At 72.3% G+C, this 23,782-nt stretch carries 8 protein-coding genes; 6 read left to right on the top strand and 2 right to left on the bottom strand.

The window, feature by feature from the left end:
- Positions 1-62: 62 nt before the first annotated feature.
- On the bottom strand, positions 63-275 hold the full coding sequence (locus ACFWM2_RS13185; RefSeq protein ID WP_383277448.1) for an MbtH family protein: 213 nt from the start codon (positions 273-275) through the stop codon (positions 63-65).
- Positions 276-395: 120 nt separating this feature from the next.
- Entirely contained in the window at positions 396-677 is a 282-nt protein-coding gene (locus ACFWM2_RS13180; RefSeq protein ID WP_383277445.1) for a hypothetical protein, read from the bottom strand.
- Between the two features lie 257 nt (positions 678-934).
- Here ACFWM2_RS13180 and ACFWM2_RS13175 point away from each other — a divergent pair, with 257 nt between their 5' ends.
- The 6 genes from ACFWM2_RS13175 to ACFWM2_RS13150 all read left to right on the top strand — a co-directional run bounded on the left by ACFWM2_RS13175 (position 935) and on the right by ACFWM2_RS13150 (position 23,645).
- Positions 935-1,486 (top strand): cobalamin B12-binding domain-containing protein, encoded by a 552-nt coding sequence (locus tag ACFWM2_RS13175; protein WP_383277442.1) that lies wholly within the window; start codon positions 935-937, stop codon positions 1,484-1,486.
- Complete coding sequence (locus tag ACFWM2_RS13170) at positions 1,483-2,844, top strand: methylaspartate mutase (protein WP_383277439.1); 1,362 nt, start codon at positions 1,483-1,485, stop codon at positions 2,842-2,844. The genes ACFWM2_RS13175 and ACFWM2_RS13170 overlap by 4 nt, the downstream gene beginning before the upstream one ends.
- Positions 2,841-3,857 (top strand): asparagine synthetase A, encoded by a 1,017-nt coding sequence (locus ACFWM2_RS13165; RefSeq protein ID WP_383277436.1) that lies wholly within the window; start codon positions 2,841-2,843, stop codon positions 3,855-3,857. Before ACFWM2_RS13170 ends, ACFWM2_RS13165 begins: the two co-directional genes overlap by 4 nt.
- Positions 3,854-5,101 (top strand): glutamate synthase-related protein, encoded by a 1,248-nt coding sequence (locus tag ACFWM2_RS13160; RefSeq protein WP_383277433.1) that lies wholly within the window; start codon positions 3,854-3,856, stop codon positions 5,099-5,101. The genes ACFWM2_RS13165 and ACFWM2_RS13160 overlap by 4 nt, the downstream gene beginning before the upstream one ends.
- 104 nt (positions 5,102-5,205) lie before the next feature.
- The gene (locus tag ACFWM2_RS13155) at positions 5,206-16,566 is read left to right on the top strand and encodes an amino acid adenylation domain-containing protein (protein ID WP_383277431.1); all 11,361 of its coding nucleotides are present in this window, start codon (positions 5,206-5,208) and stop codon (positions 16,564-16,566) included.
- The gene (locus ACFWM2_RS13150) at positions 16,563-23,645 is read left to right on the top strand and encodes an amino acid adenylation domain-containing protein (protein WP_383277428.1); all 7,083 of its coding nucleotides are present in this window, start codon (positions 16,563-16,565) and stop codon (positions 23,643-23,645) included. The genes ACFWM2_RS13155 and ACFWM2_RS13150 overlap by 4 nt, the downstream gene beginning before the upstream one ends.
- Positions 23,646-23,782: the final 137 nt, after the last annotated feature.

Raw genomic sequence — 23,782 nt, 5'->3', positions numbered from 1 at the left:
TTTCCTCCGGGCGGCCCGGGTTTTCGGGTGGGGTTTCGGGTGGGAAAAGGTCCTGACCGGAGTCAGCCCCCCATCGCGGCCACTACGGAACGCGGGCGCATATCCGTCCAGTTGGCCTCTATGAAGGCGATGCATTCCGGCTTGGTGGCCTCGCTCTTCAGCAGTTCCCAGCCCGCCGGCTGCTGAATGCGGGCCGGCCACAGCGAGTGCTGGCCCTCGTCGTTGGCCAGCACGACATAACGGCCCTCGGAATCCTCGAACGGGTTGGTTGCCATGATCTCCACCTCGGTTGGACGAGAAGGTAAGCGGTGAACTCGTACGGTCGACGCTAGAACTCCCCGGCCGCCTCGCGGGGCAGAACGTCAGGCAGATCGGCGGCATCAGGCCCGGGCCGGTCAGCCCGGCCGGCGGACGGTCTGGTGGGCGTAGGTGAGGGCGACGCCGGTGGCGACGGTGGCCGCGCGCACCGCGCCGAGCGCCTCGCGCAGCAGCTCCGTACGCTCCAGCGGAAGTTCGGCGAACTCCGGCTGACCTGCGCGGACGATGTTCACCGCGGCCTCCAGGACCGCGACTTGGGCCTCGCCGAGCGCCTCGCGCCGGTCGACGCGCTGCAACGCCGTGGCCAGCACGCCCTCAAGCGCGTCCGCCTCCAGGACGCTGGGGCCGGTCTGTGTCATGTCGTGACTCCTCGGTGATCCTCGAGCCGGGCGGGAGTTTCCGCGGGTGCGGCCCGATCAGTGTGGGCCGCGGATCGCCGTGCCGGACGCGGCAGTTGGGCAACTGCTCCTCTCCTGCCGCCCGGTTGCCGCCGGGGACGCCGCACACGGCTTCGGCGCGAATCTACGGTTGTGGCCGAAAGGAAGTTCCGAGTACGCCCGGACTTCCTTCCGACCGTGCCAGCCAATGTCATCCAATGATGTGGACGAAGCGAACAATGAAGCCTGCGGAATGGGCGGCTCGTCATCGATCCGGGCCGCTGGATGTCGTCGTCACCGGACTTCCCTCCGATGCGCACACCTGGAATCTCGTATTCATCCAACTGCTGCTCGAAGACCTCGGCCACAAGGTCGTGAACCTGGGGCCCTGTATTCCCGAGGACGAGATCGTCGAGTCCTGCTGCAAGTTCCAGCCCGATCTGCTGGTCGTCAGCAGCGTCAACGGGCACGGCTTCAACGACGCCCGGCCGCTGATCACGTCGGTCCGCTCGCGCTGGGAACTGGCCGGGCTGCCGGCCGTCATCGGCGGCAAGCTCGGCGTCAGCGGCGGCGGGCAGGAGGAGCAGGCGGCCGAGCTGATGGCGGCCGGCTTCGACGCGGTGTTCCAGGAGGGCGTCGACTTCGCGGCCTTCGAGTCCTTCGTCGGCTCGCTGACCCGGCCCGCGTCCCTGGCCGCCGCCCGCCCGGCCTCTTTCGCAGGCTCCGCGTCCCGGTCGCCGTCCGGACGCACGTCGCCGGCCGGCTCACTGCCCAGGGAGGTGGACCGGTGACCGCCCTGCATCAACGCCCGTTGTCGTTCGGCCGGTTCGTCGCCGACGCGCAGGCCCGCGGCGCCCTCGTGGTCCAGCCGCGGATGGGCTTCTCCGACCCCGCGCGGATGCGCGCCGGACTGCTGGCCACCAAGACCGCCGCGGACCCGGTCGTCGGGACCGTCACGATCGACAGCTACACCCGGGTCGGCGACGAGCCGTCCGTCGTGCGCGCCCTGAACAACGGGGTGCCGCTCAACGGGTTCCCGATCACCTCCTACAGCCCGCACACCTCGCGCTGGATCCTGGACGGCGTCCGCGACGCCGGGTTCCCGGTGCAGATCCGGCACGGCTCGGCGCGGCCCCAGGGCATCGTCGCCGCGCTGGCGCTGCTCGGCCTGGACGCCACGGAGGGCGGCCCGGTGTCGTACTGCCTGCCGTACGGGCGCACCCCGCTGCTCGACTCCGTGCGCAACTGGCAGGAGAGCTGCGACTTCCTTGCCGGGCTGCGCGCCACCGGCGCGGAACCGCACCTGGAGACCTTCGGCGGCTGCATGCTCGGCCAACTGTGCCCGCCCGGGCTGCTGGTGGCGATCAGCGCGCTGGAGGCCCTGTTCTTCCACCGGGCGGGGCTGCGCAGCATCTCGCTCAGCTACGCCCAGCAGACCAACGCCGCACAGGACCGCGAGGCCGTGCACGCGCTGCGGCGGCTGGCCGGCGAGCTGCTCCCCGACACCGACTGGCACATCGTGCTCTACACGTACATGGGCCTGTATCCGAAGACCCGGCGCGGCTCGCTCGACCTGCTGGAGCGGTCGGCGGAGCTGGCGGTGGAGACGGGCGCGGCCCGGCTGATCGTGAAGACGACGGCCGAGTCGCACCGCATCCCCACCATCGAGGAGAACGTGGAGGCGCTGCGGGTCGCCTCCCGGGCCGCCGCCCGCCACCGGCCGCACGCCCTCTCCCCCGCCGACGACCGCGCGCTCGCCGACAACCCCGTCTACGCCGAGGCCCGCGCCCTCGTCGACGCCGTGCTCGACCTCGACGACGACCTGGGCCAGGCGCTGCTGAAGGCCTTCGCCCGCGGGCACCTCGACGTCCCCTACTGCCTGCACCCCGACAACGCGGGCCGCACCCGCAGCCACATCGACCGGTCGGGCCGGCTCGGCTGGTCCGAGATCGGGTCGATGCCCCTCGGCCATGTCTCCGAGCACGGCCGGCGGCTGACGGCGGCGGGGCTGTACGACGCCCTGTCGTTCGTGCAGCGCCGGCACGACGGCACCGCCGGGCAGGCGGCCATCGGCCGGACCTCATCACTTCCATCGGCGGCCCGTCGCCCGTCGGTCCATCGGCAGCACACCCAGGAGGTAGCACCATGACCAGCACGTCCGTCGAGCTCGACGCCCGCGTCACCCGCCGGTTCCCGTCCTCGCCCGACCAGCACCTGGTCGACGAGAGCACCCGGGCCACGCTGCGGGTGCAGAGCCGGATGCTCGCCGCGACCCGCGCCTTCCTGACCGGGCAGGGCTTCCAGGAGCTGCTGCCGCCGGTCATCGGGCCGGTCACCGACCCGGGCATCCGCGGCTCCAAGCAGGTCGACATCGACTTCTACGGCCACAAGTACAAGCTGATGACCAGCGCGATCCTCTACAAGCAGGCGTCCCTGCTGGCCTTCGACAAGATCTTCTACATCGCGCCCAACGTGCGTCTGGAACCGCTGGAGACGGCGGTCACGCACCGCCATCTCGCCGAGTTCCACCAGATCGACGTGGAGGTGCGCGACGCCCGCCGCGAGGACGCGATGGAGCTGGCCGAGCGGCTGGTGGCGTACGTCGTCGACGAGGTGGTCCGTGAGCTGCCCGGCGACCTGGAGCGGCTCGGCCGGGACCGGGACGCGTTCCGGGAGCTGGTGACGGGCGCGTTCGCCCGCACCACCCACAAGGAGGCGACCGCGGACCTGGTCGCGCTCGGGCACCCGCAGGACCCGGGCGCCGAGATCGACTGGCAGGGCGAGGAGATCCTCTCCGCCAAGACCAGCCGCCCGTTCTTCGTCACCGACTACCCCAAGGGCTCGCGCGGCTTCTACGACCGCGAGGACCCGGCGCAGCCCGGTGTCCTGCGCAACTTCGACCTGATCGCCCCGGAGGGCTACGGGGAGCTGGCCAGCGGCAGCGAGCGCGAGTACGACTACGCGGCCCTCGTCACCCGGATGCGGGAGACCGGCGAGAACCCGGCCAAATACGGCTGGTACCTGGACCTGGCCCGCCGGGGCATCCCCGCCAGCTCCGGCTTCGGCATCGGCCTGGAGCGCTTCACCCGGTACGTCACCGGCCGCACCGCCGTCTGGGAGGCCAGCGCCTACCCGAAGCTCCCGGGAGTGGTGTCGGCATGAGCGCCGTACTGACCGCCGCCGGTTTTCCCGAGGAACAGGTGCGGCACCGGGCCCGGCACGGCGCCGCGAGTGTCTTCCCGGCCCTGGACGCGTACGGCAGCAGCCTGCTGGGCGCGGCGCCGGCCGCCCACGATCCCGGCGACCTGCTGGAGCGGGCCAGGATCGTGCCGCCGGTGTTCATGCCGGAGCGGCTGAAGAAGCTCATCGACCTGGCGCGCGAACCGCTGTACTCCGATGTCGAACTCGACACGGTGGTCGGCGGGTTCACCTCCCGGCTGCCGCTGTACGTGTCGGCGTTCGGCTCCACGCAGGTCGCCAGTCACGACCTCGGCGAGGCGGCCGGACGGCAGGCCGCCCGGCTCGGCATCCCGATGGTCATCGGCGAGAACGTGGTGCCGGTCAACGGCTACCGCGCCGCCTCCGACACCGACGCGTCCCCGCTGCTCGGCCGGATCGCCGCGTACGCGGACGCCGCCGACGACGAGCACGGCGGAGTGGTCGTGCAGCAGTCCACGGAGGACGCGGACGCCGAGGTGTGGAACCTCGTCTACAGCGACCCCGTGTCCGAGCCGCTGCTGGCCGGCGGCCGGCTCGCCTTCGAGCTCAAGGTCGGCCAGGGCGCCAAGCCGGGCCTCGGCGGCCTGACCGTCCTGGACCGCGAGGCCGCCGGCCGGATCGCGGAACAGTACGCCACCGACCCGGTGTTCGGCGCCGACAGCGACTCCGTGCTGCGGGTCAGCAGCCCCGGCACGTTCACCGAGGAGATCCTGCGCCAGCAGATCCGGCTGATGCGCAACAACTTCCCCCGCGTGAAGGTGTGGGTGAAGCTCCACCCCGGCCGCGACGTGGCGCTCGCGGCGGCCACCGCCTGGGCGGCCGGCGCGGACTCCGTGACGGTGGACGGCGCCGAGGGCGGCACCGCCTGGGCGCCGAACGCCTTCCTCGGCCAGGTGGGTCTGCCGCTCGGCGACTGCCTGACCCGCATCGGCCGCACCGACCGCTGTCTGCTCGCCAGCGGACGCATCTGGGAGGGCGGCCGGGCCGTCAAGGCCCTCGCGCTCGGCGCACGCGCCGCCGGGCTCGGCCGGGCCGCACTGCTCGCCGTCGACGAGGACCCCGACCACGGTCTGGTGCGCCTCGTGGAGAGCATCGCCCTGGAACTGCGGCTGCTGATCAGCTCCGTCGGCAAGTACCACGTGAACGCCCTCGACGCCGAGGACGTGTTGCTGCCCGCCGGTCGGTAGCCCCCTACGACTTCGCACCACCCGCGCGTTTCCCCGTCGTGGCTCCGTCGGTCTCCCGGCCCGCCGCGAGACCACCAGAACCGAGCTTCCAAGAAGGTGTCGAGATGTCCCAGCAGCAAGCCGATCCCGTACTTCCCCTCGGCGGCGGCGTACCCCAGAGCGTCGCCGCGTACAACGACACGACGGTGGAACTGCCCGAGGGCGCGCTGCACGAGCTCTTCGCCGCGCAGGCCACCCGCACCCCGGACGCCGTCGCCCTGATCCGCGAGGACCGGCAGCTCACCTACCGGGAGCTGGACGAGGGGGCCAACGCCCTGGCGCACCGGCTGATCGCGGCCGGCGTGCACCCGGGCGAGGCGGTCGGGCTCCTCTTCGACCGGTCGCTCGCCTATGTGATCACCGTGCTCGCCGTCCTCAAGAGCGGCGGGGTGTACGTCCCCCTCGACCCGCGCCAGCCCGCCGAGCGGCTCGGCTGGATCCTCGGCAACACCGACGCCGTCCTGCTGGTCACGGACCGCGCGACCCAGGAGGAGACGGCCTTCGCCGGTGAGCTGCCCGTCCTGCGGCTGACCGAGGAGACCGCCGCCGCGTACGAGCCCGCGGCCGCGCCCGGGATCGCGGTCCACCCGGACCAGGCGCTGTACGTGATGTTCACCTCCGGCTCCAGCGGCACCCCCAAGGGCGTCGTCAACACCCACCGCAACGTGGTGGAACTGGCGCTGGACCCCGGCTTCGGCACCGACGCCCACCAGCGGGTCCTCGCCTACTCGCCGCTGCCCTTCGACTCCTCGACGTACGAGCTGTGGGTGCCGCTGCTGCGCGGCGGACTGGCCGTCGTCCTGCCCGCGCCGAAGATCGACATCGGTGAGCTGGCCGAGGCCGTCGCCCGTTACGACGCGACCGCCGCGTACTTCACGACCGCGCTGTTCGACGCGATGGCCGGCGAGGCGATCGAGGGCCTGGCCCGGCTGCGGGAGATCTGGACCGGCGGTGACGTGCTCTCCGCCACCGCTCTCCAGCGGGTCCTGGACCACTGCCCGGACACCACGGTCGTGCACGTGTACGGCCCCACCGAGGCCACCGTCTTCTGCAGCTACCAGGCCTTCCCGCCGGACGTCCGCACCCTCGACCGGCTGCACCTCGGCATCCCGATGGCGAACACCGCGATGTACGTCCTCGATGCCGAACTGCGCCACACCGCACCGGGCGAGACCGGCGAACTCTACGTGGCGGGGCCCCACTTGGCGCAGGGCTATGCCCGGCTGCCCGCGCTGTCCGCCGAGCGCTTCACCGCCGACCCGTACGGCCCCGCGGGCACCCGCATGTACCGCACCGGCGACCTCGCCGCCTGGAACGAGCACGGCGAGATCGTCTTCCTGGGCCGCGCCGACCAGCAGGTCAAGCTGCGCGGCAACCGCATCGAGCTCGGCGAGATCGAGACGGTCCTGGTCCGTCACCCGTCGGTGGTGCGGGCCGCGGTGATCGTCCGCGAGGACCGGCCCGGCGACAAGCGCCTGGTGGCGTACGTCGTCCCGGCGGTGGAGGGCGTCGTCGACGCCGCCGAACTCCTCCGGTACGCCGCCGAGGAACTGGTCGAGTACATGGTCCCGTCGGCGGTCGTCCCGCTCGGCACCCTGCCGCTGACCGCGAACGGCAAGCTGGACCGCCGCGCGCTGCCCGCCCCCAGGCTCGGCGGCACCGCGAACGGACGCGCCCCGCGCAACCCCGTCGAGGAGGTCCTGGCGGGCCTGTTCGCCCACGCGCTGGGCATCGCCTCGGTCGGGATCGACGACGACTTCTTCGCGATCGGCGGCCACTCGCTGCTCGCGACTCGGCTGGTCAGCCGGATCCGCACCACCCTGGGTGGCCGGCTGACCCTGCGGGAGTTCTTCCGCTGCCCCACCGTGACACTGCTCGCCGAGTACATCGCCGCGGACGGTGGCGAGTCGGGGCGCCCGGCACTGACGGCGGCCGAGGAGCGCCCCGAGCTGCTCCCGCTGTCGTCGGCTCAGCAACGGCTGTGGTTCCTCGACCAGATGGAGGGCCCCTCGGCGACGTACAACATCCCGCTCGCCGTCCGCGTGCGCGGTGAACTCGACGTCGCGGCGCTGGAGTTCGCGTTCACCGACGTGCTGGGCCGGCACGAGAGCCTGCGCACGGTCTTCGGTTCGGCCGAGGGACAGACCTATCAGCGGGTGCTGCCCGCCGACGACGTCCGGATCGACCTGGCCCGCACACCCGCGGACGCGTCCGCGCTCCCCGCCCTGCTGGCCGCCGAGTCCGAGCGGACCTTCGACCTCGCGGCCGATCTGCCCGTCCGGGCCCGGCTGTTCCAGGTCGGCGAGCGGGACCACGTACTGCTGGTGGTGATGCACCACATCGTGTCGGACGGCTGGTCGTACCAGCCCCTCATGCGCGATCTGAGCACCGCCTACACGACCCGTTCGCGCGGGCAGCGCCCGGCCTGGGAGCCGCTGCCCGTCCAGTACGCCGACTACGCCCTCTGGCACCGCGCCCTGCTCGGCGACCCGGCGGACGAGGAGAGCGTCGAGGCCGGTCAACTCGCCTACTGGAAGACCACGTTGGCCGGCCTGCCCGAGGAGGTCACCCTCCCCGCCGACCGGCAGCGCCCCGCGGTCTCCTCCTACCGGGGCGCCACCCACACCGTGCACTGCCCGCCGGACGTCCACGCGGCCCTCGCCGCGCTGGCACGCGAGTCGGGGGCGTCGGTGTTCATGGTGGCCCAGGCCGCGGTGTCCACCCTGCTCGCCCGGTCCGGCGCGGGCCACGACGTCCCGCTCGGCTCACCGATCGCCGGCCGTACCGACCAGGCGCTCGACGATCTGGTCGGCTTCTTCGTCAACACCCTCGTGCTGCGTACGGACCTGACGGGCAACCCGAGCTTCCGGGAGCTGCTGACCCGGGTGCGGGAGACCGACCTGGCGGCCTGGAGCCACCAGGACCTCCCCTTCGACCGGCTCGTCGAAGCCGTCAACCCGGACCGCTCGGCGGCCCGGCACCCCCTCTTCCAGGTGATGCTGACGCTGACCGACGCGGCCACCCCGACGCTCGTCGCCGAGGGCCTGGAGACGGAGTCGGAGTTCACCTGGCTGCGCGCCGCCAAGTTCGACCTCACCTTCTCCTTCGCGGAGCACCGGACGGCGGGCGGGGAGCCCGGCGGCCTGGACATCACCGTCGAGTACGCCACCGACCTGTACGACGCCCGTACGGTCGAGGGGGCCGCCGGGCGACTGGTCCGGCTGCTCACCGCGGCCGCGTCCGACCCGGAACTACCGGTCGCTGAACTGGAGTTGCTCTCCAGCGGCGAACGGGCACTGCTCCTCGACGAGTGGAGTGGCGCCGTCACCGACTCCGCCGCGGCCGGCCTGGGCGAGCTCTTCGCCGCGCAGGTGGTCCGCACCCCGGACGCGGTGGCCGTCGTCCACGGCACCCAGGAGCTGACCTACCGCGAGCTGGACCAGCGCGCCAACCGCCTCGCCCACCGCCTGATCACCGAGGGCGTGGCACCCGGCAGCCGAGTGGCCCTCTTCCAGGAACGCTCCCTCGACGCCGTCATCGCCACGCTCGCCGTGGTCAAGGCGGGCGCCGTCTACGTCCCGCTCGACACCCGCTACCCGATGGAGCGCGTCCAGCTCATCGTCGAACAGTCCGGCGCCACCCTCTTCCTCACCGACGCCGGCCTGGACGACCTCGCACTCCCCGCCGGCGCCAAGGCACTCTCCACATCGGCCCCGGTCACGGGGGACACGAGCGACCCGCAGGTGCCGGTCCACCCCGACCAGGCGGTGTACGCCATGTTCACCTCCGGCTCGACGGGAGTACCGAAGGGCGTCGCGGTCACCCACCGCAATGTCGCCGACCTGGCCGGACAGACCATGTACAGGGGCGACCACCACACCCGCGTCCTCTTCCACTCCCCGATGGCCTTCGACGCCTCCACCTACGAAATGTGGGTCCCCTGGCTCAACGGCGGCACCCTCGTCGTCGCCCCCGCCGGCCACCTCGACACGGCAGCGTACGAGCGCCTGCTCGCCGAGCACTCCATCACCAGCCTGTGGCTCACCGCCGGCCTCTTCCGCCTCATCGCCGAGGAAGCACCGTCCGCCTTCGCCGGCGTGCGGGAGGTATGGGCCGGCGGTGACGTCGTACCGCCCGAGGCCGTCCGACGGGTCATGGACCACTGCCCCGACACGACCATCGTCAACGGCTACGGACCCACGGAAACCACCACCTTCGCCGCCACCCACCACATCCGCCGCCCCTACGACTACCCCGGCACCATCCCGATCGGCGAACCCCTCGACAACCACCGGTTGTACGTCCTCGACCACCACCTCGGCCTGGTCGCCCCCGGCACCCCCGGCGAGCTCTACATCGCCGGAACCGGCCTCGCCCAGGGCTACCTGGACCACCCCGGCATGACAGCCGACCGCTTCATCGCCGACCCCTACGGCACCCCCGGCACCCGCATGTACCGCACCGGCGACCTCGTCCGCTGGAACCACGAAGGCTCACTCGAATACCTCGGCCGCGCCGACCAGCAGGTCAAGCTCCGCGGCTTCCGCATCGAACTCGGCGAGATCGAGACCGCGTTGGCGGCCCACGCGTCCGTCGCCCAGGCGACCGTCGCCGTCCGCGAGGACCGGCCCGGCGACAAGCGGCTCGTCGGCTACCTCGTGGCCGCCGACGGACAGCGGCTCGACACCAAGGGGCTGCACCGCGCGCTCTCCGGTTCGCTGCCCGAGTACATGGTCCCGTCCGCCTTCGTGGTCCTGGACGCGATCCCGCTGACCGTGAACGGCAAGGTCGACCGCCGCGCCCTGCCCGCGCCCCAGGTCGGCCACGACACCGGCGGGCGTGCCCCGCGCAATCCGGTCGAGGAGGTGCTCTGCGGGCTCTTCGCGGAGATCCTCGGACTGCCCTCCGTCACGATCGACGACCACTTCTTCCACCGGGGCGGGCACTCCCTGCTCGCCACCCGGCTGATCAGCCGCGTCCGGCAGGCGTTCGGGGTCCAGATCACCGTCAAGGACCTGTTCCAGGGGCCGACGGTGGCCTCGCTCGCCGAGTTCGTCGAGGCCGGCGGTGACGGAGTGCGGCGGCCCGCTCTGCGGGAGATGGCCCGTCCGGAGCGGGTGCCGCTGTCGTCGGCGCAGCAACGGCTGTGGTTCCTCGACCAGTTGGAGGGCCCGTCCTCGACGTACAACATCCCGCTCGCGCTCCGGCTGAAGGGCGAGCTGGACCCGGAGGCGCTGCGCCTCGCGCTGACCGACCTGGTGGCGCGCCACGAGAGTCTGCGGACGGTGTTCGTGACGGACGACGGCGACGCCCGTCAGCGGGTGCTCCCCGCCGACGGGGTGCGCGTGGAGCTGCCGGTCACGCCGGCCGAGGAGAGCGACCTCGACGCACTGCTCGGCGCCGAGGCCGCCCGGACCTTCGACCTCGCGGCCGAACTCCCGCTGCGTGCGGCCCTGTTCAGCCTCGGCGGGCAGGACCGGGTGCTGCTGGTGGTCATCCATCACATCGCCTCCGACGGCTGGTCCACCACACCCTTCCTGCGGGATCTCGCCATCGCCTGCACCGCCCGCTCCGAGGGACGGCTCCCGGCCTGGGAACCGCTGCCGGTGCAGTACGCCGACTACGCCCTCTGGCAGCAGGAGCTGCTCGCGGCGGACGGTGAACGCCAGGCGGACTTCTGGCGCCACACGCTCTCCGGCCTGCCGGACGAGGCCACCCTGCCGGCCGACCGGCCGCGCCCGTCCGCCGCCACCTACCGGGGCCGGACCCACAGCGTCCACTGCCCGCCCGAGCTGCACGGAGCGCTGACCCGGCTGGCCCGGGAGACCGGCACCACGATGTTCATGGTGGCGCAGGCCGCGGTCGCGACCGCCCTGTCCCGCTCGGGGGCGGGCACGGACATCCCGATCGGCGCACCGATAGCGGGCCGGACGGACGAGGCGCTCGACGGTCTTGTCGGCTTCTTCGTCAACACCCTGGTGCTCCGTACGGACCTGGACGGCGACCCGGGCTTCCGGGAGCTGCTCGGCCGGGTCCGGGACACGGATCTGGCCGCCTGGTCCCACCAGGACCTGCCCTTCGACCGGCTGGTGGAGTTGCTCAACCCGGCCCGCTCCGCCTCCCGCCACCCGCTGTTCCAGGTGGCCCTCACCCTTCAGGAGGCAGTCACCCCGACCCTCGAACTCCCGGGGATCGAGACCGAGTCGGGCTTCACGCCGCTGGAGATCGCCAAGTTCGACCTGACCTTCTCCTTCCACGAGCACCGCACGGCTGACGGCCGGCCGGGCGGCCTGGACATCGGCGTCGAGTACGCCACCGACCTGTACGACGCCCGCACCGTCGAGGGGCTCGCGGATCGTCTCGTACGACTGCTGGAAGCGGCCGCCGCCGCTCCGGAACTGCCCGTCGGGCAGCTGGAGTTCACCGGCCCCGAGGAGCGGGAGCGGCTGCTCGCGCTGGGTGCGGGTCCGGTCACCGAGGACGGCTTCCCGGACGCAGGCCTCGCGGAGCTGTTCGCCGCACAGGTGGCCCGTACGCCGGACGCGGTCGCCGTGGCATCCGAGGAGCGCTCCCTCACCTACGCCGAGATCGACGCCGAGGCCGACCGGTTCGCCGCGCGGCTGGGCGGCCTCGGGGTCGGCCCCGAGTCCGTCGTCGCCCTGATGATGGAGCGCTCGGCCGACCTCCTGGTAGCCATGCTCGCGGTCGTGAAGGCGGGCGGCGCCTACGCGCCCCTCAACCCGGCCGACCCGGACACCCGCCACGCCCAGATCCTCGCCGAGCTCGACGCCCCGGTCCTGATCGCCGACCGGGCGCTGGCCGACCATCCGCTGGTCACCACGGCGCATGCGCGAGGCCTCGTCGTCGACCGCAAGGAGCTCGACGGCCGCCCCGCGACGAGGTGCACCGCCCCCACCCACCCCGACCAGTGGCTGTACGTCATGTTCACCTCGGGCTCGACCGGCGTCCCGAAGGGTGTCGCCGTCACCCACCGCAACGTGGCCGACCTGGCCCGCCAGCGGATGTACGCGGGCGGCAACCACCAGCGGGTCCTCTTCCACTCCCCGCACACCTTCGACGCCTCCACCTACGAGATCTGGGTGCCGTGGCTGACCGGCGGCACGGTCGTCGTGGCACCCCGGGGCCACCTGGAGACCGGCACGCTGAGCGAGCTGATCGCCGAGCACTCCATCACCAGTCTGTGGCTGACGGCGGGACTGTTCCGGGTCATGGCCGAGGAGGCGCCGGAGGCCTTCGCGGGGCTCCGGGAGGTCTGGGCCGGCGGTGACGTCGTACCGCCCGAGGCCGTCCGCCGGATCCACGAGCACTGCCCGGACACCACCGTCGTCAACGGCTACGGCCCGACCGAGACCACCACCTTCGCCACCACCCACCGCATCCACCGCCCCTTCGACCACCCCGGCACGGTCCCGATCGGCGAGGCCCTCGACAACCACCGCCTCTACGTGCTCGACTCCGCGCTCCGGCTCGTTCCGGCCGGTGCACCCGGCGAGCTGTACATCGCCGGGGCCGGTCTGGCGCGCGGCTATGTGGGCCGCCCGTCGCTCACCGCCGAGCGGTTCGTCGCCGACCCGTACGGCGTCGAGCCGGGCGCCCGGATGTACCGCACCGGGGACCTGGTGCGGTGGAACCACGAAGGCTCACTGGAGTACCTCGGCCGGGCCGACCAGCAGGTCAAGCTGCGTGGCTTCCGCATCGAACTCGGCGAGATCGAGACGGTGTTGACGGCCCACACGTCCGTCGCCCAGGCGACCGTCATCGTCCGCGAGGACCGGCCCGGCGACAAGCGGCTCGTCGCCTACCTCGTGACCACCGAGGGCGGCGTCGACCTGAACGACCTGCGCCGGCACGCCACTTCGACCCTCCCCGAGTACATGGTCCCGTCGGCCTTCATGCTCCTCGACGCGATCCCGCTGACCGCCAACGGAAAGATCGACCGGCGTGCGCTGCCCACCCCGCAGGTCACCCACGATGTCACCGGCCGCGCCCCGCGCACCCCTCAGGAAGAGGTCCTGTGCGGCCTGTTCGCAGCGGTCCTCGGGCTCCCGTCGGCCACCATCGACGACCACTTCTTCCACCGGGGCGGGCACTCGTTGCTGGGCACCCGGCTGATCAGCCGGATCCGGGAGGCCTTCGGGGTCCAGCTCGGGGTGAAGGATCTCTTCCAGCACCCGACGGTGGCCGCTCTCTCGGAGCGCGTCACCGCGGGCGGCGGAGAGCCGGTCCGCCCCGCGCTGACTCCTGAGGAGCGTCCGGATCGGATTCCGCTGTCGTCGGCCCAGCAACGGCTGTGGTTCCTCGACCAGATGGAGGGGCCGTCCGCGACGTACAACATCCCGCTCGCCCTGCGGCTGAAGGGCGCCCTCGACACCGAGGCCCTCCAGCTCGCCCTCACCGACCTGGTCACCCGCCACGAGAGCCTGCGCACCGTCTTCCCGACCCACGACGGCAAGGCCTACCAGTCGGTCCTGCCCGGGGCCACCGCCGCACTGCCCGTCACCGAGGTGACCGAGGAGACGCTCGCCGCCACCCTGGCCGGCCTCTCCTCCGCCACCTTCGACCTCTCCACCCAACCGCCCCTCCGCTCCCACCTGCTGGCCCTGGGCGAGCAGGAGCACGTCCTGCTGGTGGTCGTCCACCACATCGCCTCTGACGGCTGGTCCAACGGACCGCTCTTCCGCGACCTGGCGGCCGCCTACCAGGCCCGCACCCAGGGCGAGGACCCCCAGTGGGAGCCGCTGCCCGTCCAGTACGCCGACTACGCCCTGTGGCAGCACCGGCTGCTCCAGGAGGACGAGGACCGCCAACTCGGCTTCTGGCGCGACACCTTGGCCGACCTCCCCGAGGAGGCGACCCTCCCCACCGACCGCGCCCGTCCGGCCACCGCGTCCAACCGCGGCACGACCCACACGGTCCACTGCCCGCCCGAGATGCACGCTTCTCTGACAGCACTGGCTCAGGACACCGGCACCACCTTCTTCATGGTCGCCCAGGCCGCCGTCTCCGCCCTGCTCTCCCGTTCGGGCGCCGGCGCGGACATCCCGCTCGGCTCGCCCGTCGCCGGCCGCACCGACCAGAAGCTCGACGATCTCATCGGCTTCTTCGTCAACACCCTCGTCCTGCGCACCGACCTGACCGGCAACCCCACCTTCCGCGAACTCCTCACCCGCGTCCGGGAAACCGACCTCACCGCCTGGGCCCACCAGGACCTCCCCTTCGACCGACTCGTCGAAGTCCTCAACCCCGAGCGCACCACCGCCCGGCACCCCCTCTTCCAGGTCATGCTCACCGTCGGCGACACCAGCGGCCAGGCACCCGAACTGCCGGGCCTGGAAACGGCGTACGAGTTCTCGAAGGTGGAGATCGCGAAGTTCGACCTCACCTTCGGCTTCGCGGAGCACCGGACGGCGGACGGGGAGCCCGGCGGCCTCGACATCACCGTCGAGTACGCGACCGACCTCTACGACACCCGCACCATCGAAGCCACCGCGAACCGTCTCGTCCGCCTCCTCACCACCGCCGTCAACCGGCCCGAACTCCCGATCGACGACATCGAGTTGCTGTCCGACGACGAGCGAGGACTACTCCTCTACGAGTGGAGCGGTGCCGTCACCGGGCAACCGGAGGCCGGCCTCGGTGAGCTCTTCGCCGCGCAGGTGGTCCGCGCCCCGGACGCGGTGGCCGTCGTCCACGACTCCCAGGAGCTGACCTACCGCGAGCTGGACCAGCGCGCCAACCGCCTCGCCCACCGTCTGATCGCGGAAGGCGTGGCACCCGGCAGCCGGGTGGCCCTCTTCCAGGAACGCTCCCTCGACGCCGTCATCGCCACGCTCGCGGTCGTCAAAGCGGGCGCCGTCTACGTCCCGCTCGACACCCGCTATCCCATGGAGCGCGTCCAGCTCATCGTCGAACAGTCGGCGGTCGAGGTCTTCCTCACCGACCGGGGACACGAGGACCTTCAACTCCCCCCGGGTGCCAGGGCACTCACGACCTACGTGCCGACCGACGGCAAGGCGAGCGACCCGCAGGTGCATGTCCACCCCGACCAAGCGGTGTACGCCATGTTCACCTCCGGCTCGACGGGAGTCCCGAAGGGCGTCGCGGTCACCCACCGCAATGTCGCCGACCTGGCCGGACAGACCATGTACGCGGGCGACCACCACACCCGCGTCCTCTTCCACTCCCCGATGGCCTTCGACGCCTCCACGTACGAGATGTGGGTCCCGTGGCTCAACGGTGGGACCCTCGTCGTCGCCCCCGCCGGCCACCTCGACACGGCAGCGTACGAGCGCCTGCTCGCCGAGCACTCCATCACCAGCCTGTGGCTCACCGCCGGCCTCTTCCGCCTCATCGCCGAGGAAGCACCGTCCGCCTTCGCCGGCGTGCGGGAGGTGTGGGCCGGCGGTGACGTCGTACCGCCCGAGGCCGTCCGCCGGGTCATGGACCACTGCCCCGACACGACCGTCGTCAACGGCTACGGACCCACGGAAACAGCCACCTTCGCGGCTACTCACCACATCCGCCGACCGTACGACTACCCCGGCACCATCCCGATCGGCGAACCCCTCGACAACCACCGCCTCTACGTCCTCGACACCGGCCTCCGGCTCGTCCCGCCCGGCACCCCCGGCGAGCTCTACATCGCCGGAACCGGCCTCGCCCAGGGCTACCTGGACCACCCCGGCATGACAGCCGACCGCTTCATCGCCGACCCGTACGGCACCCCCGGCACCCGCATGTACCGCACCGGCGACCTCGTCCGCTGGAACCACGAAGGCTCACTGGAGTACCTGGGCCGGGCGGACGAGCAGGTCAAGCTCCGCGGCTTCCGCATCGAACTCGGCGAGATCGAGACCGTGTTGGCCGGCGACGAGACGGTGGGCCAGGCGACCGTGATCGTGCGTGAGGACCGGCCCGGCGACAAGCGGCTCGTCGCGTATCTGACGGCGCAGGACGGCGGCCGGATCGTCGTGGAGGACGTGCGACGGCGGATGACGGGCCTGCTGCCCGAGTACATGGTGCCGTCCGCCTTCATGGTGCTGGACGCGATCCCGCTGACCGTGAACGGCAAGGTCGACCGCCGCGCCCTGCCCGCGCCGACGGCCGCCCAGGACACCACCGGCCGCGCACCCCGTACCCCCAAGGAAGAAGTCCTCTGCGGGCTCTTCGCGGAGATCCTCGGACTGCCGTCGGTCACCATCGACGACCACTTCTTCCACCTCGGCGGGCACTCCCTGCTCGCCACCCGGCTCGTCGGCCGGATCCGCACCGTGCTCGGGGTCGAGCTGTCCGTGTCGGCCCTCTTCGAAAACCCGATCGTGGCAACGCTCGTCGAAAAGTTCGACGGCGCCGAGGCCGCAAGGCCCAAACTGCGGCCGATGCGCCGGATGGGAGCGACCAAGTGATCCCCTTGTCCTACGCCCAGCAGCGGCTGTGGTTCATCGCCCAGATGGAAGGGCCCTCGACCACCTACAACATCCCGCTGGCCGTCCGTCTCACCGGTGAACTCGACCGGGCCGCCCTGCACTCGGCGCTCTCGGACGTCGTCGGCCGGCACGAGAGTCTGCGGACGCTCTTCCCCGACCAGGACGGCACCCCCTGCCAGCACATCCTCGACGAGGACGAGGTGGAGATCGCGCTGCCGGTCGTGCCCGCCACGGCCGAGACGCTGGAGGCGGTCCTCGCCGAGGAGTCCGCGCAGGTCTTCCACCTGGCGGTGGACCTGCCCGTCCGCGCCCGGCTCATCGCGCTCGCCGAGCAGGAGCACGTCCTGCTGGTGGTGATGCACCACATCGTCTCGGACGGCGGCTCGACGGCACCGCTGCTCCAGGACCTGGCCGCCGCTTATGGCGCCCGGGTCCAGGGCCAGGCCCCCGAGTGGGAGCCGCTGCCGGTGCAGTACGCCGACTACACGCTGTGGCAGCAGGAGCTGCTCGGCGAGTCCGACGACCCGGCGAGCACCGCGTCCCGCCAACTCGACTTCTGGCGTGAGGCGTTGGCGGACCTCCAGGAGGAGGCCACGCTGCCCACCGACCGGCCGAGGCCGGCGAGCGCCTCGTACCAGGGCGCCACCTGTGACGCGCATCTGCCGGCGGACGTCCACGCCGGTCTCACGCACCTCGCCCGGGAGGCGGGCGCGACCCTGTTCATGGCGGTCCAGGCGGCGGTCGCGACCGTGCTGTCCCGCTCCGGGGCGGGCGCCGACATCCCGGTCGGCTCGCCGGTCTCCGGGCGGATCGACGAGGCCCTCGACGGTCTGGTCGGCTTCTTCGTCAACACCCTCGTGCTGCGTACGGATCTGGCGGGCGACCCGAGTTTCCGGGAGCTGCTCGGCCGGGTGCGCGGGACGGACCTGGCCGCGTGGGGCAATCAGGACCTGCCCTTCGACCGGCTGGTGGAGGTGCTCAACCCGGAGCGCTCGGCCTCGCGGCACCCGCTGTTCCAGGTGATGCTCACCATGGGCGAGGCCGGTTCGGACGCGGTCGGCTTCCCGGGCCTCGACGCCCGTACCGAGTACAGCGCGCTGCAGATCGCCAAGTTCGACCTGACCTTCGGTTTCGCCGAGCACCGCACCCGTGACGGCCGGCCGAACGGCCTCGACATCACCATCGAGTACGCCACCGATCTGTACGACGCCCGTACGGTCGACGCGCTGATGGCCCGGCTGCGGCGGCTCCTGGAGGCGGTCCTCACCTCGCCCGACACCCCGCTCTCCGTGCTGGACCTGCTGGGTGAGCACGAGCGCCGGCTGCTCCTGGACGAGTGGAGCGGCGCGGTCACCGGGACGCCCGAGGCGAGCCTCGCCGAGTTGTTCGCCGCGCAGGCCGCCCGCACCCCGGACGCGGTCGCGCTCGTCGACGAATTCCAGGAGCTGACGTACGCCGAACTCGACGCGGCCACCAACCGCGCCGCCCACCACCTCATCGACCTCGGTGTCCGACAGCACGACGTGGTCGCCGTCCTGATGGAACGCTCCGCCGATCTGCTCACCGCGCTGCTCACGGTGGCCAAGGCCGGTGCCGTGTACGCGCCGCTGAACCCCACCGACCCCGACTCCCGGCTCGTGCGGATCCTGGCCGACACCGCGGCGCCGGTCCTGCTGGCCGACACCGCGCTGGCCGACCATCCGGTGGTCACGGAGACCTCCGCCCGGGTCGTCGTCCTCGACGGCACCACCGGGCTCGACCACCTGCCCGCCACCGCGCCGGCCCGGGCGATCCACCCCGACCAGGCGCTGTACGCGATGTTCACGTCGGGCTCGACGGGAGTCCCGAAGGGCGTCGCGGTCACCCACCGCAATGTCGCCGACCTGGCCGCGCAGTCCCGGTACGCGGGCGGCAACCACGCCCGCGTCCTGTTCCACTCCCCGGCCGCGTTCGACGCGTCGACGTACGAGATCTGGGTGCCGTGGCTGAACGGCGGCACGGTCGTCGTCGCGCCTCCGGGCCAGCTCGACCCGACCGCCTACCAACGTCTGCTGGCCGAGCACTCCATCACCAGTCTGTGGCTGACGGCGGGACTGTTCCGGGTCATGGCCGAGGAGGCGCCGGGCGCCTTCGCGGGCGTCCGGGAGGTGTGGGCCGGCGGTGACGTCGTACCCCCGGAGGCGGTGCGCCGGATCCACGAGCACTGCCCGGACACCACCGTCGTCAACGGCTACGGCCCGACCGAGACCACCACCTTCGCCACCACCCACCGCATCCACCGCCCGCTCGACTACCCGGGCTCCGTGCCGATCGGCGAGCCCCTCGACAACCACCGCCTGTACGTCCTCGACACCGGCCTCCGGCTCGCGCCGCCCGGCACCCCGGGTGAGCTCTACATCGCGGGCGCCGGTCTCGCCCAGGGCTACCTCAACCGGCCCACACTGACGGCCGAGCGGTTCGTCGCCGACCCGTACGGCCCCGCAGGCACCCGCATGTACCGCACCGGCGACCTGGCCCGCTGGAACCACGAAGGCTCACTGGAGTACCTGGGCCGTGCCGACCAGCAGGTCAAGCTGCGCGGCTTCCGCATCGAACTCGGCGAGATCGAGGCCGCGTTGACGGCCCACACGTCCGTCGCCCAGGCGACCGTCGTCGTCCGCGAGGACCAGCCCGGCGACAAGCGACTCGCCGCCTACCTGGTCGCCGCCGACGGAGAGCGGCTCGACACCAAGGCCGTTCAGCGCGAGGTCTCCGGGGCGCTGCCCGAGTACATGGTCCCGTCGGCCTTCGTGGTGCTGGACGCGATTCCCCTCACCGCCAACGGCAAGATCGACCGCCGCGCCCTGCCCGCACCGCAGCAGACCGGCGACAGCGGCGGCCGCGCGCCCCGCACGCCCGCCGAGGAGGTGCTGTGCGGTCTGTTCGCCGCCGTGCTCGGGCTGCCGTCGGTCACCATCGACGACCACTTCTTCCACCGCGGCGGGCACTCCCTGCTCGCCACCCGGCTGATCAGCCGGATCCGCGCGGTCTGGGACACCGGGATCACCATCCGGGACCTGTTCCAGTACGCGACCGTCGCCCAGCTCGCGGAGCGGCTCACGGCCGAGACCACCGGGGAGCAGCGTCCGGCGCTGGCGCGTGAGGAGCGGCCGGAGCGGGTGCCGCTGTCGTCGGCACAGCAACGGCTGTGGTTCCTCGACCAACTGGACGGCCCGTCCCCGACGTACAACATCCCGCTGGCCCTGCGGCTCAGGGGCGACCTCGACGCCGAGGCCCTCCAGTTCGCGCTGACCGACCTGGCGACCCGCCACGAGAGCCTGCGCACGGTCTACCCGACCCATGACGGCAAGGCGTACCAGTCGGTGCTGCCGGCGGCCGCCGTCGCCCTGCCCGTCACCCCCGCGACCGAGGAGACCCTCGCGGACCTGCTCGCCGCGGAGGCAGGTCACACCTTCGACCTGGCACGTGAACTCCCCTTCCGCGCAAGCCTGTTCCGTATCGCTGACGAGGAGCACGTCCTGCTGGTGGTCATCCACCACATCGCCTCGGACGGCTGGTCCAACGGACCGCTCTTCCGCGACCTGGCGGCCGCCTACCAGGCCCGCACCCAGGGCGAGGACCCCCAGTGGGAGCCGCTGCCCGTCCAGTACGCCGACTACGCCCTGTGGCAGCACCGGCTGCTCCAGGAGGACGAGGACCGCCAACTCGGCTTCTGGCGCGACACCTTGGCCGACCTCCCCGAGGAGGCGACCCTCCCCACCGACCGCGCCCGTCCGGCCACCGCCTCCAACCGCGGCACGACCCACACGGTCCACTGCCCGCCCGAGATGCACAAGCAGCTCACCGCACTGGCCCAGGACACCGGCACCACCTTCTTCATGGTCGCCCAGGCCGCCGTCTCCACCCTGCTCTCCCGGTCCGGCGCCGGACCCGACGTACCCCTCGGCTCGCCCGTCGCCGGCCGCACCGACCAGAAGCTCGACGATCTCATCGGCTTCTTCGTCAACACCCTCGTCCTGCGCACCGACCTGACCGGCAACCCCACCTTCCGTGAACTCCTCACCCGCGTCCGGGAAACCGACCTCACCGCCTGGGCCCACCAGGACCTCCCCTTCGACCGACTCGTCGAAGTCCTCAACCCCGAGCGCACCACCGCCCGGCACCCCCTCTTCCAGGTCATGCTCACCGTCGGCGACACCAGCGGCCAGGCACCCGAACTGCCGGGCCTGGAGGGTGAGTTCGCCTTCCCGCCGGTCTCGATCGCCAAGTTCGACCTGACCTTCGCGTTCGCGGAGCACCGGACGGCTGATGGCGAGCCCGGCGGCCTCGACATCACCATCGAGTACGCCACCGACCTCTACGACACCCGCACCATCGAAGCCACCGCGAACCGTCTCGTCCGCCTCCTCACCACCGCCGTCAACCGGCCCGAACTCCCCATCGCCGACATCGAGTTGCTGTCCGACGAGGAGCGCGTGCGGGTGCGGGACTGGAGCGGTCCCGCGGCGCCCGCGCCCCGGCTCGGCCTGGACGGGCTGTTCAGCGGGCAGGCGGCACGAACCCCGGACTCCGTGGCGCTGGTCCACGAGGACCAGCGGGTGACGTACGCGGAGCTGGACGTCTGGTCCAACCGTCTGGCCCGCCACCTGACCGCGCGCGGGGTCATGCCGGGCAGCATCGTGGCCATCCACCTGGAGCGCTCGCCGCATCTGATCGCGGCGCTGCTCGCGGCGCTCAAGGCCGGCGCCGGATACACGCTCCTCGACCCGCAGTTCCCGGCCGACCGGCTGAACACCGTGCTCGCGCAGACCGGCCCCTCGGTGCTCGTCACCCAGAACCACCTCACGGCCCTGACGACGCCGGCCCCGCTGGTCGACCTGACCGTCGACACCCCCGCGGTCAGTGCACTGCCGGGCACGCCCGTGGAGACGGGCGGGCACCCGGAGGCGACGGCGTGCGTGATGTTCACCTCCGGCTCGACCGGCGTGCCCAAGGGCGTCGCGGCCTCGCACCGGGCGCTGGCGGCCACCTTCATCGGCCCGGACTATCTGAACTTCGGTCCCGAGCAGACGTATCTGCAGAGCTCGCCCGTGTCCTGGGACGCCTTCGCCCTGGAGGTCTTCGGGCCGCTGCTGCACGGCGGAGTCTGTGTCCTCCAGCCGGGCCAGCACACCGACCCGCACCAGATCGCGGAGCTGGTGGAACGGCACGGGATCACCACCCTGCAGATGTCGGCGAGCCTGTTCAACCACATGCTCGACGAGCACCCCGTGGTGTTCTCCCGGATCCGGGAGGCCATGACGGCCGGGGAGGCGGCCTCGCCCGCACACACCGCGAAGGCGCTGGCCGACCACCCCCATCTGCACCTGGTCAACGGGTACGGCCCCGCGGAGAGCATGGGGTTCACCACCGCCCACGCCATCACCGCGCCCGCGCCCGCCATCCCCATCGGACGTCCCGTCACCGGCAAGCAGGCGTACGTCCTCGACGAGCACCTGCGGCTGCTGCCGCCCGGTGTCCCCGGTGAGCTGTACGTCGCCGGACACGGGCTCGCCCACGGCTACATCGGGCAGCCCGGGCTCAGCGCGGACCGGTTCGTCGCCAACCCGCACGGCGCGCCCGGCTCCCGGATGTACCGGACCGGGGACCTGGCCCGCTGGAGCCAGGACGGCGCGCTGGAGTACTTCGGCCGCGCCGACCAGCAGATCAAGCTCCGGGGTTTTCGCATAGAGCCCGGTGAGATCGAGTCGGCCCTGCTGCGGCACGGCTCCCTCGCCCAGGCCGCGGTGATGATCCGTGAGGACCGGCCCGGCGACAAGCGACTGGTGGCGTACGTGGTCGCCACGGACGGTGTGACACCGGACCTCCCGGAGCTGCGGCGGCACGCGGTGGCGGCACTGCCCGAGTACATGGTGCCGGCCGCCCTCGTCCCGCTGGACGCGCTGCCGCTGACGGTGAACGGCAAGCTCGACCGCCGCGCGCTGCCCGCGCCGCCGCAGGCCGACCGGTCCGGCGGTCGGGCGCCGCGCACCCCCGCCGAGGAGGTCCTGTGCGGCCTGTTCGCGGCCACGCTCGGCGTCCCGACGGTCACCATCGACGACCACTTCTTCCAGCTGGGCGGGCACTCCCTGCTCGCCACCCGGCTGATCGGCCGCATCCGTGCCGTCTGGGACACCCCGGTCACCATCCGGGACCTGTTCCAGTACCCGACCCCCGCGCTGCTCGGCGAACACATCGCCGCCGGCTCGGGCGGCAACCCGCTGGAGACCCTGCTGCCGATCCGCTCCGGCGGCGAAGGCGACGAGGCCCCGCTGTTCTGCGTGCACCCCATCTCGGGGATGAGCTGGTGCTACGCCGGACTGCTGCGGCACATCGGCGACCGGCGGCCGCTGATCGGCCTCCAGGCACGGGAGTTGACGGACCCGGCGGGCCGGCCCGCGGGCATGGCGGAGATGGCCGACACCTACGTGGCCGAGATCCGCGCCGTCCAGCCGCACGGCCCGTACCACCTGCTGGGCTGGTCGTTCGGCGGTCTGGTCGCCCACGCGGTCGCCGCGCGTCTGGAGGAGCTGGGCGAGGACGTGGCCCTGCTCGGGCTGCTCGACGCCTATCCGCTCCCCGACGGCTTCGAGGCGCCCGCCGTCACCGGCCGCGAGGTGCTCACCGCGCTGCTCGGCACCCGCGGCGCCGCCCTCGACGTGCGGTGCGCGGACAGTGCGCCGGACGCCGGCGAGCTGGCGGAGGTGCTGCGCGTCGAGGACCCGGTCCTCGGCGCCCTGGAGCCGGCGCAGGCCGCCGCGGTCGTCGAGGCCACCGCGGGGAACCTGGAGATGCGCTACCGGTACGTGCCCGAGCGGCGGTTCGGCGGGGACGCGGTGTTCTTCGACGCGTCGCGCACCCCGGCCGCGCGGAGCGGCGCCGCGTCCTGGGCGCCGTACGTTCTCGGCCAGGTCGAGGAGTACGAGATCGACTGCGAGCACTGGGACATGACCGGCGCGGAGCCGCTGCGGGAGATCGGCAAGGTGCTCGCCGAGCAGTTGCGGGCGGTGCGCCGCTGACGCCTTCGGCACCCGCTCAGCAGGGCGCCCGGGTCCACCCGTCGAGGGTGGGCCCGGGCGCTCTCGCGTGCGCCCGCCTGCCCAATTGCCCGCAGGCTGCCGCTCTTGCCGCCGGGCGGCGGGTTCCGGCCTGCATA

The organism is Streptomyces sp. NPDC058371, assembly GCF_042723265.1.
Taxonomy (GTDB): Bacteria; Actinomycetota; Actinomycetes; order Streptomycetales; family Streptomycetaceae; genus Streptomyces.
Note: the sequence above shows the minus strand (reverse complement) of the source record. Positions and strands in the feature narration are given on the sequence as shown.

Bases quoted from the DNA above. Each gene is read 5' to 3' on its own strand.
- ACFWM2_RS13185 (WP_383277448.1), bottom strand. From the start codon at position 275: ATGGCAACCAACCCGTTCGAGGATTCCGAGGGCCGTTATGTCGTGCTG.
- ACFWM2_RS13180 (WP_383277445.1), bottom strand. From the start codon at position 677: ATGACACAGACCGGCCCCAGCGTCCTGGAGGCGGACGCGCTTGAGGGC.
- ACFWM2_RS13175 (WP_383277442.1), top strand. From the start codon at position 935: ATGAAGCCTGCGGAATGGGCGGCTCGTCATCGATCCGGGCCGCTGGAT.
- ACFWM2_RS13165 (WP_383277436.1), top strand. From the start codon at position 2,841: ATGACCAGCACGTCCGTCGAGCTCGACGCCCGCGTCACCCGCCGGTTC.
- ACFWM2_RS13160 (WP_383277433.1), top strand. From the start codon at position 3,854: ATGAGCGCCGTACTGACCGCCGCCGGTTTTCCCGAGGAACAGGTGCGG.
- ACFWM2_RS13155 (WP_383277431.1), top strand. From the start codon at position 5,206: ATGTCCCAGCAGCAAGCCGATCCCGTACTTCCCCTCGGCGGCGGCGTA.